This window comes from Achromobacter sp. Root83 (assembly GCF_001428845.1).
In the GTDB taxonomy this organism is placed as follows: Bacteria; Pseudomonadota; Gammaproteobacteria; order Burkholderiales; family Burkholderiaceae_B; genus Achromobacter.
On sequence record NZ_LMIU01000023.1, the window covers coordinates 339,670 to 355,033 of the forward strand.

14 protein-coding genes are annotated in these 15,364 nt (G+C 67.0%); 6 read left to right on the forward strand and 8 right to left on the reverse strand.

Translation table 11 applies throughout. The annotated features are described in order from the left end of the window. Positions 1-17: 17 nt before the first annotated feature. Positions 18-986, forward strand: coding sequence for a LysR family transcriptional regulator (locus ASE30_RS21140; RefSeq protein WP_057286236.1), 969 nt, complete (start codon positions 18-20; stop codon positions 984-986). Here the strand turns inward: ASE30_RS21140 and ASE30_RS21145 are convergent. The 3 genes from ASE30_RS21145 to ASE30_RS21155 all read right to left on the reverse strand — a co-directional run bounded on the left by ASE30_RS21145 (position 976) and on the right by ASE30_RS21155 (position 3,966). After that, on the reverse strand, positions 976-1,956 hold the full coding sequence (locus tag ASE30_RS21145; RefSeq protein ID WP_057286237.1) for a quinone oxidoreductase: 981 nt from the start codon (positions 1,954-1,956) through the stop codon (positions 976-978). The genes ASE30_RS21140 and ASE30_RS21145 overlap by 11 nt on opposite strands. After that, positions 1,953-2,918 carry an ornithine cyclodeaminase family protein gene (locus ASE30_RS21150; protein ID WP_057286238.1) on the reverse strand — a complete coding sequence of 322 codons (966 nt, stop codon included), beginning with the start codon at positions 2,916-2,918 and terminating at the stop codon, positions 1,953-1,955. Before ASE30_RS21150 ends, ASE30_RS21145 begins: the two co-directional genes overlap by 4 nt. Before the next feature lie 115 nt (positions 2,919-3,033). Continuing rightward, on the reverse strand, positions 3,034-3,966 hold the full coding sequence (locus ASE30_RS21155; protein ID WP_200964462.1) for an N-carbamoyl-D-amino-acid hydrolase: 933 nt from the start codon (positions 3,964-3,966) through the stop codon (positions 3,034-3,036). Positions 3,967-4,507: 541 nt separating this feature from the next. Here ASE30_RS21155 and ASE30_RS21160 point away from each other — a divergent pair. Next, complete coding sequence (locus ASE30_RS21160) at positions 4,508-6,037, forward strand: EAL domain-containing protein (protein WP_235515313.1); 1,530 nt, start codon at positions 4,508-4,510, stop codon at positions 6,035-6,037. A 22-nt stretch (positions 6,038-6,059) separates the two neighbouring features. On the opposite strand, the gene ASE30_RS21165 is transcribed toward ASE30_RS21160, so the two are convergent. From ASE30_RS21165 to ASE30_RS21175, 3 genes are all read right to left on the reverse strand, one after another. Next, positions 6,060-6,272, reverse strand: a complete 213-nt coding sequence (locus ASE30_RS21165; RefSeq protein WP_057286239.1) for a DUF1059 domain-containing protein — start codon at positions 6,270-6,272, stop codon at positions 6,060-6,062. A 141-nt stretch (positions 6,273-6,413) separates the two neighbouring features. Continuing rightward, entirely contained in the window at positions 6,414-8,522 is a 2,109-nt protein-coding gene (locus ASE30_RS21170) for a bifunctional diguanylate cyclase/phosphodiesterase (protein ID WP_057286240.1), read from the reverse strand. 161 nt (positions 8,523-8,683) lie between these two features. Further along, positions 8,684-9,793: a YcjF family protein gene (locus ASE30_RS21175; protein ID WP_057286241.1), complete on the reverse strand. Its 1,110-nt coding sequence runs from the start codon at positions 9,791-9,793 to the stop codon at positions 8,684-8,686. Between the two features lie 408 nt (positions 9,794-10,201). Here ASE30_RS21175 and ASE30_RS21180 point away from each other — a divergent pair, with 408 nt between their 5' ends. Together ASE30_RS21180 and ASE30_RS21185 are read left to right on the forward strand one after the other, a co-directional pair. Continuing rightward, a complete protein-coding gene (locus tag ASE30_RS21180; protein ID WP_057286242.1) occupies positions 10,202-11,200 on the forward strand; it encodes a hypothetical protein in 999 nt (332 codons plus the stop codon). Next, complete coding sequence (locus ASE30_RS21185; RefSeq protein ID WP_057286243.1) at positions 11,197-12,315, forward strand: glycosyltransferase; 1,119 nt, start codon at positions 11,197-11,199, stop codon at positions 12,313-12,315. Before ASE30_RS21180 ends, ASE30_RS21185 begins: the two co-directional genes overlap by 4 nt. Here ASE30_RS21185 and ASE30_RS21190 read toward each other — a convergent pair. Together ASE30_RS21190 and ASE30_RS21195 are read right to left on the reverse strand one after the other, a co-directional pair. Next, a complete protein-coding gene (locus ASE30_RS21190) occupies positions 12,312-13,421 on the reverse strand; it encodes an S-(hydroxymethyl)glutathione dehydrogenase/class III alcohol dehydrogenase (protein ID WP_057286244.1) in 1,110 nt (369 codons plus the stop codon). The genes ASE30_RS21185 and ASE30_RS21190 overlap by 4 nt on opposite strands. Positions 13,422-13,449: 28 nt before the next feature. Next, a complete protein-coding gene (locus ASE30_RS21195; RefSeq protein ID WP_057286245.1) occupies positions 13,450-13,740 on the reverse strand; it encodes a metal/formaldehyde-sensitive transcriptional repressor in 291 nt (96 codons plus the stop codon). Positions 13,741-13,951: 211 nt separating this feature from the next. On the opposite strand from ASE30_RS21195, the gene ASE30_RS21200 reads away from it, so the two are divergent. Then, a complete protein-coding gene (locus ASE30_RS21200) occupies positions 13,952-14,554 on the forward strand; it encodes a HutD family protein (RefSeq protein WP_057286246.1) in 603 nt (200 codons plus the stop codon). Positions 14,555-14,577: 23 nt separating this feature from the next. Next, entirely contained in the window at positions 14,578-15,342 is a 765-nt protein-coding gene (locus ASE30_RS21205; RefSeq protein WP_057286247.1) for a carbon-nitrogen hydrolase family protein, read from the forward strand. Positions 15,343-15,364 lie beyond the last annotated feature (22 nt).

Here is a 15,364-nt window from a genome sequence, read left to right on the forward strand (position 1 = left end):
CGTTATACGATAGGCGTATGACCAACTCCGTCCTCACCGCCGCCGCCGGCAGCGACCGCATGCTGCTGATCGAGACCTTCGTGCGTATCGTCGAAGCCGGCAGCCTGTCCGCGGCCGCCGCCCAGATGGGCGGAACGCAGCCGACCGTGAGCCGCCGGCTGCAACTGCTTGAGCGCACGCTGGGCGTGCGCCTGCTGCAACGGTCCACCCATGCGATCCGGCTGACCGAGGATGGGCAGCGCTGCTATGAACGGGGCAAGGAACTGATCGCCACCTGGCAGTCTTTCGAAAGCGAGGTGCGCGGCGCGGGCGACGAGCCCGTCGGCATGCTGCGGGTGGTGGCCCCGCACGCCTTCGGCCAGGACCAGTTCGTGGAGCCGCTGGCAAAGTATCTGCAGCGGTATCCGAACATGCGGGTGGAATGGCTGCTGCACGACCGCATGCCCGATCTGATCGCCGAGAACGTCGATTGCGCGATCAGGGTCGGCGCCGTGACGGATCCGTCGGTGATCGCCGTGAAGCTGGGCGAAGTGCCGCGCATCGTCGTGGGTTCGCCCGCGCTGCTGCAGGGCGCGGCCGTGCCCCAGGGGCCGTCGGAACTGGCGCGGCTGCCCTGGCTGGCCTTGCGCACCTTCTACCGCACCGAGGTCAGCCTGACGCATTGCGAAACGGGCGAGACCGGACGCTTCGGCATCCAGCCGCGCCTGTCCACCGACGGCCTGCATGCGTTGCGCAACGCCGCCGTGCTGGGCCTGGGCGTGGCGCTGGGATCGGCCTGGGCCATGACGGACGACCTGGCCGCGGGGCGCCTGGTGCATCTGGCGCGGGAATGGCGGGCGGATCCCCTGCCCGTCTACCTGGTGTATGCGCCGTCGCGATTCCAGCCGGCACGCCTGCGCCGCTTTATCGAGATCATGCGCGAGCACCTGCCGGCGGGGCTGGCGGCGGGCCTCGCGGGCGACGCCCGGGGGGCGGTCAGGGCGTGATGACGATGGCGCCCGTGACGGCGCGGCTTTCCGCGGCACGGTGGGCGTCCTGGATCTGCGCCAGGCTGTAGCGGGCGCCGATGACCGCGCGCACGGCGCCGCTTTGCATGGCGTCGAACACATCGGCCGCGTTGGCGCGGAATGTGTCCGTGTCCGCGTTGTGCGGAAAGACCGACGGCCGGGTCAGGAACAGGCAGCCCTTCTTGCTCAGCAGTTCCGGATCGATGGCCGGGGCCGGCCCGGATGCCGCGCCGAACAGCACCACCAGGCCAAACGGCGCGGCGCAGTCCAGCGATCCCATGAACGTGTGCTTGGCGACCGAGTCGTAGACCACGCGCGCCTTCTTGCCGCCCGTCGCCGCCACCACCTGCGCCACCCAATCGTCCTGTGTGTAGTCGATGGCGGCATCGCAGCCCGCGGCCCGGGCGGCCTCGCACTTGGCGGCGGACCCCGCCGTGCCTATCACCGTGGCGCCCAGCGCATGCGCCCAGCCGCTCAGGATCTGCCCCACGCCACCCGCGGCGGCGTGCACGAGCACGATGTCCCCGGCTTGAACCGCATAGGTCTTCTTCACCAGGTACTGCGCGGTCATGGCCTTGAAGAACACCGCCGCGGCTTGCTCGTCGGAGATGCCGGCGGGAATTTTCACGAGCTTGGCGGCGGGCACGTTGCGCCGGTCGGCATAGGCGCCCACGCCGGCGTTCATGTAGACGACGCGGTCGCCGACGCTCAGGTCCGTCACGCCCGGCCCCAGGGCCTCGACCACGCCGGCCGCCTCGTGGCCCAGACCCGTGGGGGTGGGCAGCGGGTACTTTCCGGTGCGCTGGTAGATGTCGATGTAGTTGAAGCCGATGGCCGTCTGGCGCAGTTGGACGTCTCCCGGGCCCGGCGCTGGCAGGTCGGCGCTGACGAGCCGCATGACTTCCGGACCGCCGAATTCGTTCAAGCTGATGGAACGTGCCTGCATCATGCGTTTTCTCCCGTCGTGGTGGCGGCCGAGTCTCGGACCGATTCGTAAACCAGCGTGGCCAGCGTCAGGTCTTCCAGCGCGCTGCCCACGGCTTTGAACACCGTGATTTCCTGGTCGCCGCGGCGGCCCGGGCGCTCCCCTCGCGTCAATTGGTGCAGATTGCCGTGGATGCCCTCGGGCGTCAGCACGCCGGCCTCGAATGCGGACAGCAGGTCGCCTGACTTGGTGGGCGCTTCGTCGGTGTCCACATAGACGGTGGTGCCGTCGAAGCAGGCGGCGTCGGTCTCGCGCATTTCGGGCTTGAAGCTGCCGATCAGGTCCAGGTGCGTGCCGGGGCGCAGCCAGGCGCCCTGGATCAGGGGCTGGGTCGACAAGGTGGCGCAGCTTACGATGTCGGCCTCGCGGCAGGCGGCTTCCAGGTCTGTCACGGCGCGGGCGTCAAAGCCCTGTTCGCGCAGGCGGCCGGCCAGCGCGTCGGCGCCCGCCGGACGCAGGTTCCACACCAGCACGCGCTGGATGGGGCGCACGGCGCGCATGGCCGCCGCGACCAGCCCGGCGATACGGCCGGACCCGACGATCAGGAGGGTGCTGGCGTCGGCGCGGGCCAGGTAGTCCGCGCCCAGCGCCGCCGCGCCGGCCGTGCGGTAGACGGTGACGATATCGCCGTCCACTTGCGCGATCGGCACGCCGGTGGTGGCGCTGTACAGGTTGTACGTCGCGTGCAGGCCAGGCAGGCCCTGGTGCGTGTTCTCCGGAAAGATGTTGATGATCTTGACGCCGAAATAGCCGCGCTCGCTCCAGGCCGGCATGATCAGCGAGGTGCCGTGGGCGTTGCCCGACTGGATGGCGTGGACGTGGCGCGCGGGCACCGTGGCGCTGCCGCGAAACGCTTCCCGCAGGGCGGGAATGACGGTGTCGAAAGACAAGGCGCCGCGGGTCTGTTCTGTGTCGATAAAGCGCATTGGATCGTTGCCTGATAGGGGTCGGTCAATCGAAGGGCCAATGGCAGTCTAGCAGCGCTTGCGGCGGCGCATGGAGGCAATGGCCCGCGATGACGCGGGCCATCATCGGCCGGTGCTAGTCGACTTTCGCCACGGGCAACGGCTCCCCGGCGCCGGTGCGTTCGACGATCAGCTTGTAGTGCTGCGGGCTGCGGTGCTTGGCGAAGTTGAAAACGTGGTCGCGGAAAGTCTTGCCCAGCCCCAGGTCGATGCGCGCCGTGATCACCTCGTCTTCCTCGCCGCTCGCGCGCGCCACGATCTCGCCCGATGGCGCAACGATCATCGAGCTGCCGATCATGTGGTGGCCGTCTTCATGGCCGCATTTGGCGGCGGCGCCGATCCACACCGCATTCTGGTAGGCGCTGGCCTGCAGCACGATCTCGTGCGTCGTGGTGCGCAGGTGCGCGGGTTCGTCCCAGTGGATGTTCAGGGACGGCGTGTTGTAGCCCAGCACGATCAGCTCCGCGCTCTGCAGCGACATGACGCGGTACGTCTCGGGCCAGCGGCGGTCATTGCACAGGCACATGCCGATCTTGACGTCGTTGGTCTCCCATACGCCAAAGCCCAGGTCGCCCACTTCGAAGAACTTCTTCTCCAGATGCTGGAAGGGGGCGTCGGGCTTGTGGTCCGAATGGCCCGGCAGGTGGATCTTGCGGTACTTGCCGACGATCTTCGCGCTGCGGTCCACCAGGATGGCGGTGTTGAACTGGCGGCCCTCCGGCGTCACTTCGGCATACCCGAGATAGAAGCCGATGCCCAGCTCGCGCGCGGTGTCGAACAGCGGCTGCACGTCGGCATTGGGCATGGTCTTTTCGAAGTAGCGTTCCACCGCCTCGGCGTCTTCCATCCAGTAGCGCGGAAAAAACGTCGTCAGCGCCAGCTCGGGAAACACGACGAACTCCGCCTTGCGCGCAGCCGCCTCGCGCATCATCTCGACCATCCTGCGCACGACCGCCGCGCGGGTGTCGGCAAGATTGACGGCGCCCATCTGGGCGACGGCCAGGCCCATTTTGCGGGAAGGGGATGAGTTGCTCACGATATGAATCTCCGGATGATCTTGGCGCGATGGATGGGCGCGCGGGGCGCCCGCTTGCGGACGGGAAATCTTGCGCGGCCGGGCCGCGCGTGGCGCAGGGCTGGCCGAAAGCGCAAGCATGCATGCGCGCGCGCAAAACCGATACCGCGGCGTGGCGCCGTCCGGGCGGGGCGCGATGCCTTGAACCTCGGCGCCAAATCGTTGATACGACGGGGTTTTTCGTGGAAATCCGCGGACCGTGCGCGCCTTGTGCATAACCCTGGATCATGGACGCTGTGCAAAGTTTTATATAGGGTTTGCCCGCACCGCCAGGACCGCAACGGGCGACCGGCGGTTTTCAGGGGCAAGGGTGTCCCGGCGGGGCGGCGCTGGCCCCCGTGGCGGGATGGCCCGAAAGCGTTGACTGGCCCCGCTTTCAACCGCTTTTTTCTCTTTAAGGAATGGGAAGTTCCGGTTACATTGCCTTACGCACAAAATCCCCTGTAACGCGCCGCCAGTGTGTCACCCGGTCCCCATGTCACGATTCAGAATTGCGGCTTTTGTGTTGATGATGGCGACGCTGGGATTCCTGGCTGGCGTGCTGGCCGGACGGCTGGTCGAGCTGGACCAGGTCGACGACAGGCTCGCCGGGCATAATTCCCGGCTGCTCGCCCACGCGCTGCGTGTGGTGCAGGAAAGCCACCGGCTGATGGCCGCGGCCACGCACGCCGCCGCCGACTGCTCGGAATCGGACATCGCGACGCTGCGGGTGCTGCTCTTCAATTCCACCTTCATCCGCGATATCGGCCGCATCCAGGATGGCATGCTCACGTGTTCGGCCGCCTGGGGCAAGCTGCCCGAAGCGCTGCAGCTGCCTCCGCCGGCCTTCACGTTGCGCAGCGGCCTGGTGCTGTGGGTGGGCGCGGCCAATATCGTCGACAGCCGCATCACCGGCGACATGGCTGCGTCGCGCGACGTCGTCGTCTTCACCGCGCCGGGCGCGTTCGAGGGTTTCCCGGAGCCGGGTTCCGGCATCGACGCCAAGATCGTGACGCGCGACGGGACGCATGCGTACCGGCGCTATGGCCGCACCCACGACCTGCACCTGCCAGCCGAAGGGAACGACGGCTACCGCGCGGGCGCGTTCGCGCCGGAACGGCGCGCGTCCGCGTGCGCGCCCGAGTCCGGGGCGGACATCTGCGTGGTGTCGCGCCTCAGGTCCGATGCGTGGTTCCAGTGGCCCGCCATGGTGCTGTCCGTGGCCGGGGCGTTGGCCCTGGCCTTTCTTGCCGGCTTGTGCGTCATGTGGCGGCTGCATGCGGGCAGCGTCAAGACCGATCTGCGCAAGGCGATACTGGGCGGCGGCATTCAGGTCCATTACCAGCCGCTACGGCAGCTTGCGACGCGCCGGCTGGCCGGCTTCGAGGCCTTGGCGCGTTGGCGGACCCGCGGCCGGGATGTGCCGCCGAATCTTTTCGTGCCGCTGGCCGAAGCCATGGGGCTGGGCCGCGACCTGTCGCGTCACGTGACCTCGCAGGCCCTGCGCGATCTGCACGGCCGGCTGCGCAAGAATCCCGCGCTATACGTGAGCATCAACGTGTCGGCCGCCGACCTGAAGGACGCCGAGTACCGGAATTTCCTGCTGGACGCCGTCAGCGAACGCGGTCTTACGCCCGCCAATGTCGCGCTGGAAATCACCGAGGGCACGCCGCTGTCCGACGGCCACGTCCTGGCGATGGTCAAGACACTGCGCGCCAAGGGCTTCAAGGTGTTCATCGACGATTTCGGCACCGGCCATTCGAACCTGAACTACCTGGCTGAAATGCAGGCCGACGCCATCAAGCTGGACCGCCGCTTCACGCACGCCATCGGCGTCGAAGCAGCGGGCACGCTGATCATCGACCATGTCATCGCCATTTCCCGCGAATTGCGCATCAGCCTGATCATCGAAGGCATAGAAACCGAAGAGCAGGCCCGCTACCTGCTCGCCCGCCAGCCCGCCGCCGTTGGGCAGGGCTGGCTGTTCGGACGGCCCGTGCCCATCGGCGACATTGCATCGGAGTAGCGCAACAGGTTCCGCGCCGGCATTACCCTCGGCTGGGCGCGTCGGCGGGCGGCGTGCCGGTATGGAACAGGGATTTGAGCTGCGAGCGCAGTTCGGGCGTATCGCTGTGCTTGTGTACCGCGGTCGCGTGCTGGACGGCGGCTTCAAGCAGTTCTTCGTCCGAGTCCGCGGACAATGCCACCGAGCAGTTCATCTCGCTGGGATACTCGCGGCAATCGATGTATTTGCGTGTCATGTGGCTCTCCCTGCGCAGGCCCGGAAGGGCGCTGCGTGATTGAACATCCGACGCGCCGCGCGGAATGCACCGGGGGCGATGGCGCGTCGCATCGCTGCCGGTGTCTACAAAGTATAGGTCTGGCGCGCGCGGGGCAGGCGGTCAATTTGCGGGATCCGGCCCTGCTAATGACGCGGTGGCCGCGAATCCGCCATGGGATACCGGCCGCCCCAGCAGATACCCCTGGAAGTGCGAACAGCCTTCCACGGTCAGGCGCTCCAGTTGGGCCGGCGTTTCCACGCCTTCGGCCGTGGTGGGAATATCCAGGCTGCGGCCGATGCCGTTGATGGCGCGGATGATGGCCAGCGCCTCCCGGCTGGATTCGACGTCCTGCGTGAACGATTTGTCGATCTTGATCTTGTCGAACCCGAAGGTGCGCAGATAGCCGAGCGACGAGTAGCCGGTGCCGAAATCGTCCAGCGCCACCTTGACGCCCAGTTCCTTCAGGCGGTGCAGCGTGGCGAGATTGCCGGCAGAGTTGATCAGAAGCACCGACTCGGTGATCTCCAGTTCCAGCCGGTGGGCGGGCAGGCCGGATTTGACCAGGGCGGACTCCACCAGCGACACCAGCGCGCCATTGGTGAACTGGCTGGCGGACAGGTTGACGGCGACCGTCTCGTGGCTGTCCCACCGCATCGCTTCCGCGCAGGCCTCGTCCAGCGTGAAAGCGCCAAGCTCGTGGATCAGCCCGGTTTCCTCGGCGATGGGAATGAAGTCCTGCGGCAGGATCAGGCCCTTGGTGGGATGCTGCCAGCGCATCAGGGCTTCCCGGCCCACGATGCGCACATGGCTGACGTCCATGATCGGCTGGTAATACAGCTGAAGCTGCTGCGAGATGATGGCCTGGCGCAGGTCCATCTCGACCTCGTGGCGCTTGAGCGCGGCGGCTTCCATCTCGGGCTTGAAGAAGGCCAGGCAATTGCGGCCGTTGCGCTTGGCCTCGTACAGCGCCATGTCGGCATAGCGCAGCAGGCGGTCGGGAGAGCTTTCGCGCGTGTCCGTCAGCGCAATGCCGATGCTCACGCTGACGGGCACGATATGGCCGTCTATCTCGAAGGGTTGCCGCATGGCGTCGATCAGGCGTTCAGCCATCTTGCGCACATCGTCCCGCTCGGCGATGTTGGGCAGCACCACCGCGAACTCGTCCCCGCCCAACCGCGCCAGCGTGTCCTGTTCGCGCAGGTGCCGGGGCAGGCGCCTGGCTAGCAGGCGCAGGAGCTCATCGCCGCATTGGTGCCCCAGGGTGTCGTTGACGCTCTTGAAATTGTCCAGGTCCAGGCACAGCACCGCCGTGGTCCGCTCGGCCCCCTCGGCGTCCAAGGCCTTCAGCAGCCGGTCCCGGAACAGCCTGCGGTTGGGCATGCCCGTCAGCGTGTCGTGGTGCGCCATGTAGCGGACCTGCGCATGGGCGGCGTTCTCGTCCGTGACGTCGTCCGCGATGAACAGCACATAGCGCGACCGCGGATCGGTGTTGTGAAACGCCAGGGTCTTGGTGCGCAGCGTCCGCAGGCCGCGAGCCGTGGCCAGTTCCTCTTCCTCTTCGCGCATGGCGCCGTCGGAGCGCAGGGCGTCGTTCGTCAGGCGGTCGAAGAACTCGCAGACGGCGGCGGGCAGGCATTGTTGCGCGGTCTTGCCCTGCAAGCCTCCCGGACTGCCGCCGAACGTGTCCGCCGCCTGGCGGTTGGCAAGCAGGAACTGGCGCGACACGGCGTCCAGCACCAGTACGCACGAGGGAATGTGCGATACGACGGCCTGCAGGAAGCTCGACATCGATGTCAGTTCGCCGTTGTAGTGCTCGGCGAGCTGCTTGGCCTTCAGGAGCTGCAGTTCGCGCTCGCGCCGTTCCGTGTTGTCGCGCGTGACCTTGGCGTAGCCGATCAGTTCGCCGGCGTCGTCGCGGATCGCGTCGATGACGACATGGGCCCAGAACAGCGAGCCGTCCTTGCGCACGCGCCAGCCCTCGGCCTCGAACCTGCCAAGCTGGCTCGCGGCGGACAGGCCAAGCTGGGGCAGGCCGGCGGCCCTGTCCTCGGCGCTGTAGAAGCACGAGAAATGCCTGCCGACGATTTCTTCGGCCGTGTAGCCCTTGGCGCGCTGCGCGCCGGTGTTCCAGTTGGCAACGGTGCCATCCGGGTTGAGCATGTAAATGGCGTAGTCGATGACACCCTGCACGAGGTGCCGGTACATGACGTCGGAATTGGCGATGATCATTGGATGCGGCGGGCAGGTGCGCCGGCCGCGTTGCGGCAATGCGCGGGCGCGTCTTCTGCCCTGTGTAAGACCTGGGGATATACGGATTTACGTCGCGGACACGGCAATATTTACCGTGGCGCCAAGAAAAACATCAATCCATCGGGCCGTTACGCGTGAAATCAGAACGCAACGCGCTGCTTCAACGCCTTCGCGATCATCGCGATGTCGATGTCCTTGCCGGGGTTCTTGAGGCAGAAGTCGTACAGCACCGCGACATAGGCATTGCCCATCAGCTTGGTGATGGTGCCGGCGGTCGTGGCCGCGATGGTGCCGCCCACGGCGCTGCCCGCGCCGGGAATGAATTTCAGCAGGCCCGATACGACCGAGCGGCCGATCAGGGTGGCGGCGGATGCGCCCAGGGTGGACGTGACCAGCGTGGTGATGGCGGTGGTGTCCAGTTCCATCCCGAAGGTGATGCCGATCTTGGCGATCATGCCCACCTGGATGGGCACCAGGGCGAAGGCATCGGAGAACGGGATGGGGGCGGCGGCCGCCGACGCGGCCAGGCCGGCGGCGACATTCACCTCGATCTCAGCCCGCTTTTTTTTTACCTCCAGCGCCTTCTTGTTGCGGGTGGACAGCGCGTTCGCGTAGGCCCGCTGCTGCGCCTCGGGGATGTGCTCCGCCGTGACCTCGATCAGCTTGTCCAGCCCCATCGGCGGCAGTTCGGCGTCCAGTTCCTCTATCCATTCCGGCAATGCCCGCACGGCGACGACCTGCTTGGCGCGGGGCAGGAGCTTGCGCGCTTCTTCCACGAAGGGACTGTTCTTGCGCGCCTTCGTCAGCACCACGATGACCGGGATGGCGGCGTTGGCCAGCATGTCGCACAGTTCGATTTCCGCGTCCTCGACCCGATGGCTGCTGTCCTGGATGCAGAGCCAGGCCACGTGCAGGTGTTTTTCCTGGTCGTCCGAGGCCGAGCGTTCAAGAATCAAATCCGCCAACTGCTGGCGCGAGCGCGCGTAGTCGCCCACTTCGAGCCCGCGGGTGTCGATGATGGTCAGCGGATGGCCCGGCTTGGTGAATTCCTGCGTGGACTGGGTGACGGGCTTGCCCGAGCCGGTTCTGGCCAGTTCGCCGCGGAACACGGCATTGATGAGGGTGCTCTTGCCCACGCCCGTCTTGCCGGCGATCAGGATGTTCACGCGGCCGGCGCCGCGCGTCGCGGTGCTGATGGCGTCCGCGATGGCGTCCTGCAGGGCGGGGTGGTCGGGGCGGAGTGCGCTCATCTGGGGGCCGTGGAATGCAAGGGGGGATGCGGGAACGATATCAGAACCTTGCATACCGGACGCCGCGGCCCCGCGCGGCGCGCGGGTTGCCTCGCGCCGGCGCGGCTTCTTTGGCGCAAAAAGTAATCGAAGGGCCGAGCCCCGCAACGGCCCGCGCGGGCCCGCGCCTTGCGCGTTTTTTAGCGCCGGAGATACGCGCATGGCGCGCCGTACCGCCCTGTGCGCGCCGTTCCTCAAGCGATGGGAAAGCCGGCCGGCGCGCGCAGGGGGAAGTGGGGACAATTCAGCAGCGGCAGCGGGCAGCCTTCAAAGCGTTACATCTCATCGTCTTCTCTCGCTTTTTCCGAATGATGGCTGCGTAGAATCGGCCGCTCGTCAGGCTTTGCCGCGGTACCCGCGCAACTGTATATGCATCGTTTTGCGCTCGTTCCCCGCTTGCTGCGCTCGCGCCCCGTGACCAAGGCGCTGCGCTATCTGTATCGCCACACCCGGCCCCGGGCGCTGCGGCACAACGAGACGCTGTGGCCATTCGTGAAGGTGCGCCGGGATGGCGGCGACCGGCTGGTCGGCTGCGATCTGAACGGCGTGCGCGGCCCGCAGACGACCCCGCTGGACCAGTTGCCGCGCGGCCTCTCCGGCGCGGCGCACCTGATCCTGAGCGGGCCGTCGGTGGCGCAGATTGATTACGCGCAGTGCGCCTTGGGCGTGGTCATGGGGGTCAATGGCTCCATCGCGTTGCGCGCCCGGTATCCATCGCTGCGCTTTCATTACTACGCGATGCTGGATGCGGGATTCGTCAAGCGACGCCGCGATCTCGTGGCCGACGTGCTGGCGCAGGACCTGGTGCTGTTCGTCACGCCAGAGGTGTACCGCTGGATCGCCCTGCTGTTCGACAACCGCAGCGTGCGTTGCCGCATCGCGCTCTTTGAAGAAGTCCATCAGCGTTCCCTGCAACCGCGCGCCCGGGCCGACGAGCTCGAAGCGCGGCTTGGTGGCGATCCGGAGCTGGTCCTGTTTGACTCGCCCCACGCCATGCATGCGCAGGGCTTCAGCCTGAACCCGGCGCGCGGCCTGTTCGGCGGGGGCACCGTCGCCTACTCGGCCCTGCAGCTTCTGGCCTGGCTTGGCGCGCAAACGGTCTACCTGCATGGCCTGGACCTGACCACCGCCGCGGGGCCGCGCTTCTATGAAACCGTGGCTACGCAATTGCCCACGGCGCTGGACCGGCAGTTTTCAGCGCATATCGAACCCGCCTTCCGGCAGGCCAGCCGGCTGCTCCACGGGCGCGGAATCAAGGTCTACAACCTGTCTCTCCTCAGCCGACTGGGCGACGACGTGTTCGAAAAGCGGGATTGGAGCTGCCTGCTGGATGCTTCCCCGCCATCGCTAATCCGTTCTGAATCATGAAGATCCTCTACACCAATTTCCACCAGGGCGACGGCGGCGGCCACACGACTTACGTGATGTCGCTGGCGCGCATCCTGTGCCAGAAGTCGCAGGTCACCATCGCCGCGCCGCGCGACAGCAGGCTGCTGGCCGAGGCCGGCGCCCTCCCCGGCGTGGATACCGTCGACCTGGAATTCAAGGGGCGTGTGCTTCAGCAGGTGGACGCGCTGCGCCGCCTGCGTGCCCTGCTGCGCAAGGAGCGGTTCGACGTCATCCATGTCAACGGCTCGGCTGACCATCGCTTGTGCATGCTGGCCACCATGGGCATGGGCGCCAGGCGTCCCTTCATCGTGTACACGCAGCACAATGACCGCAGCGCGAACAGCCTGGGCGCGCGCGTGCGCGCCAAATGGGGCACCAATCGCGTCATCTGCGTTTGCAGCCACACGTTCCGCCGCATGAAGCAGTCCGTGTTCCGGAACGAAGACCTGCGGGTGGTGCACAACGGCGTGGACACGGACAGGTGCCGTCCCGCCGGCGAGAACGAATCGGCGCGCGCGCGCGCCCGCTACCTGCCGCCGTCCCTGCAAGGCCGCCTGGTGATCGGCAGCAATGCCGGCACCGCGGACTACAAGAACTGGATCGACATGGTGGCCGCGGCGTCGCTGCTGCCGCCGGCGCAGCGGGAGCAGATCGTGATTCTCATTGCCGGCAAGCTGCCGGGAGAAGAAAAGATGCGGCAGGTCGCCGAGCTGGGCATGCTGGATCAGGTCGTGTTCACGGGCCTGCTGGACGATGTCGCGCCGTTCTTGGCTGCGCTGGACGTGGGCTTTGTGCTGTCGTCGAGGCTGGAGACGATTTCGTTCGCCTGCCGCGAGATGATGGCGGCCGGCAAGCCGGTCATCGTCACCACGGTGGGAGGGCTGACCGAAAACGTCACCGAAGGCCGCAATGGCTGGATCGTGCCGCCCGAATCGGCGGAGCGCGTGACCCGGACATTGTCGGACATCCTGAGGAACCGCGGCGTCCTGGACGCCATGGGCGTGGACGCGCGCAGCACCGCCTTGAAGGAGTTCTCGCTGGCGACCTTTGTCGGCAATACCGAGCAGGTCTACCGCGAGAACGCCTATTCCTAGAAGTGGATGACCGTGCGGATCGACTTGCCCTCATGCATCAGGTCGAAGGCTTCGTTGATGCGGTCCAGCGGCAGCGTGTGCGTGACGAAGGGATCGAGGTCGATCTTGCCGCTCATGGCGTCTTCCACCATGCCCGGAAGCTGCGTGCGTCCCTTGACGCCGCCGAAGGCCGAACCGCGCCACACGCGGCCCGTGACGAGCTGGAACGGGCGGGTGCTGATTTCCTGTCCCGCGCCGGCCACGCCGATGATGATGCTCTCGCCCCAGCCCTTGTGGCAGCATTCGAGCGCGGCGCGCATCACATGGACGTTGCCGATGCACTCGAACGAGAAATCCACGCCGCCGTCGGTGAGCTCGACGATCACTTCCTGGATGGGCTTGTCGTAGTCCTTGGGGTTGATGCAGTCGGTGGCGCCCATGGCGCTGGCCAGCACGAACTTGTTGGGGTTGGTGTCGACAGCGATGATGCGGCCGGCCTTGGCCTGCACCGCGCCCTGGATGACGGCCAGGCCGATGCCGCCCAGGCCGAACACGGCCACGGTATCGCCTTCCTTGACCTTGGCGGTGTTGTGGACGGCGCCCAGGCCCGTGGTGACGCCGCAGCCCAGCAGGCAGACCTTTTCATGGGGGGCGGCGGGGTTGATCTTGGCCAGCGAGATCTCGTTGACCACCGTGTATTCGCTGAAGGTCGAGCAGCCCATGTAGTGGTAGAGCGGCTTGCCGTCGTAGCTGAAGCGCGAGGTGCCGTCGGGCATGACGCCCTTGCCCTGCGTGGCGCGCACCTTCTGGCACAGGTTGGTCTTGCCGGACAGGCAGAACTTGCACTCGCGGCATTCGGCCGTGTAGAGCGGGATGACGTGGTCGCCGGGCTTGAGCGTGGTGACGCCTTCGCCGACTTCGATCACCACGCCCGCGCCTTCGTGGCCCAGCACGGCGGGGAACAGGCCCTCGGGATCATCGCCGCTCAGCGTGAAGGCATCCGTGTGGCAGACGCCGGTGTGCGTGATCTGCACCAGCACTTCGCCGCGGTGCGGGGGCGCGACGTCGATTTCAACGATTTCCAGCGGCTTGCCGGGTCCGAATGCGACTGCTGCGCGTGATTTCATAGCGGGTGCTCCACGAAGGTCAGATGGGTTATTTCAAGTAGGAACGGACGATGCGCATCAGGTCATCGATCTGCGATTCGGGTTCGATCCTGGGGCCTTGCTGCCCGCCTTGAGCGGATTGAAGAAAGGTCTCTCGAAGATGGCTTTCCAGCACTTCGGCCATCAGGCCGTTGGTGGCGCCGCGCAGGGCGGCCAGCTGCTGCAGCAGCGCCCCGCATTCCGTGCCTTCGTTGACCGCGCGTTCCAATGCTAGCGCCTGCCCCTGTATGCGGCGCAGGCGGGTCACAACGCGTTTCTTCTCTGCTGGGGAGTGCGGCACGGCAAGCTCCGGATCGATACAGGGGGGGAGTATACGGAATCGGGCGGGACGCGTCCAGGCAGCGCCGCGCGGCGCCTGCCGGCGACAGGCCTCCGTACCTGTCTATACTGCGTCCTACAATCCGCCGCAACTCAGCCGTCCATTCCCGCATGTCCTTGAAAACCGGGCTGGCCGGCGAGCCGGACCTTATGCGCAGGGCAACCTTTTCGATATGAATCATCCCGACGTGCGGCTATACAAGGCCGCGGACTACCGGCGCATGCCATGGCGCAATGGCGCGGGCACGACCCAGGAGGTCGCGTGCAATCCGGGCGGCAGCGCCGCCGCGTTCGACTGGCGGCTGTCGCTTGCCGACGTCGGGCAGGACGGGGCGTTTTCCTCCTACGCAGGCTACCAGCGCATCATTACCGTGCTGGAAGGCCAGGGCATGGAGCTGACCGTGGACGGGCGCCGCCACGCGCCGCTGGCGCCGCGCGAGGCCTATGCGTTTTCCGGCGATGCCCAGGTGGACTGCCGCCTGACCGGCGGCCCGATCCGCGACTTCAACCTGATGTATGCGCCCGCGCGCTATCAAGCGCGGCTGCAATGGGTGTCGGGTTGCAGCGAGTGGGTGTTCCACAGCAGCGCCCGCAGCGTGCTGGTGCTGAATGCCGGCGGCGCGCTGTCCCTGAGCGTGGGCGATGCGCAGTACCAGGCGCCGGCGCGCTACGACTGCCTGCATGCCGAAGGCCTGGACCATCTGGCCCGATACCGCCTGAGCGCGGACGCCGGACTCGACGCCTGCGTGATCGAACTGCTGCCCCGCGCCCTTTGACGCGGACAGGTAAAGAGGGACCTATGCGGATCTGCATGATGGAAGGGCCGGCCGATCTGTTGCCGGAAGGCGCGACCTGGGAGGGCATTGCCGAGCGCATCGGCGAACTCGCGCCTGACCTGCTGGTCACCAACGAGATGCCGTTCGGGCGCTGGCTGGCGGCGTCCCCGTCATACGATCCCCTGCTGGCGGCCGAATCCGTGCGCGTCCACGAGGCGGGCCTGGAGGCGCTGGCGGCGCTGAAGGTGCCCGCCATCGTCTCGTCCCGCCCCGTGCCCGTGGGCGGCCGGCTCGCCAATGAAGCCTTTGCGCTGCAGGACGGGCGCTATACCGGCCTGCATCACAAGCAGTACTTCCCGGAAGAGCCGGGCTTCTTCGAAGCCACCTGGTTCCAGCCGGCGATGGACGGCTTCAAGGTCTTCGAGGCGGGCGGCATCCGCCTGGGCGTGCTGCTTTGCACCGAGCTGATGTTCAACGAACGCGCGCGCCGCTACGGCCGCGACGGCGCCGAACTGATCGTGGTGCCGCGCGCCAGCGGCGCATCCACCAGCCGCTGGTTGACGGCGGGCGCGATGGCGGCGCTGGTGTCCGGATGCTATGTGGTCAGTTCCAACCGCGCGGGGCGCACGGCGCAGGGACAGGTGTTTGGCGGCATGGCGTTCGCGTTCCAGCCCGATGGCGAACCGCTGGCGCGATCCACCGATACGGAGTCCATCGTCGCGATCGACGTGGACCCCGCCCGGTCGCGGGCGCAGCAGTCGCGCTACCCCTGCTATGTGCGCGAATAGCCCGGACCGCGCCTGCTTCAGG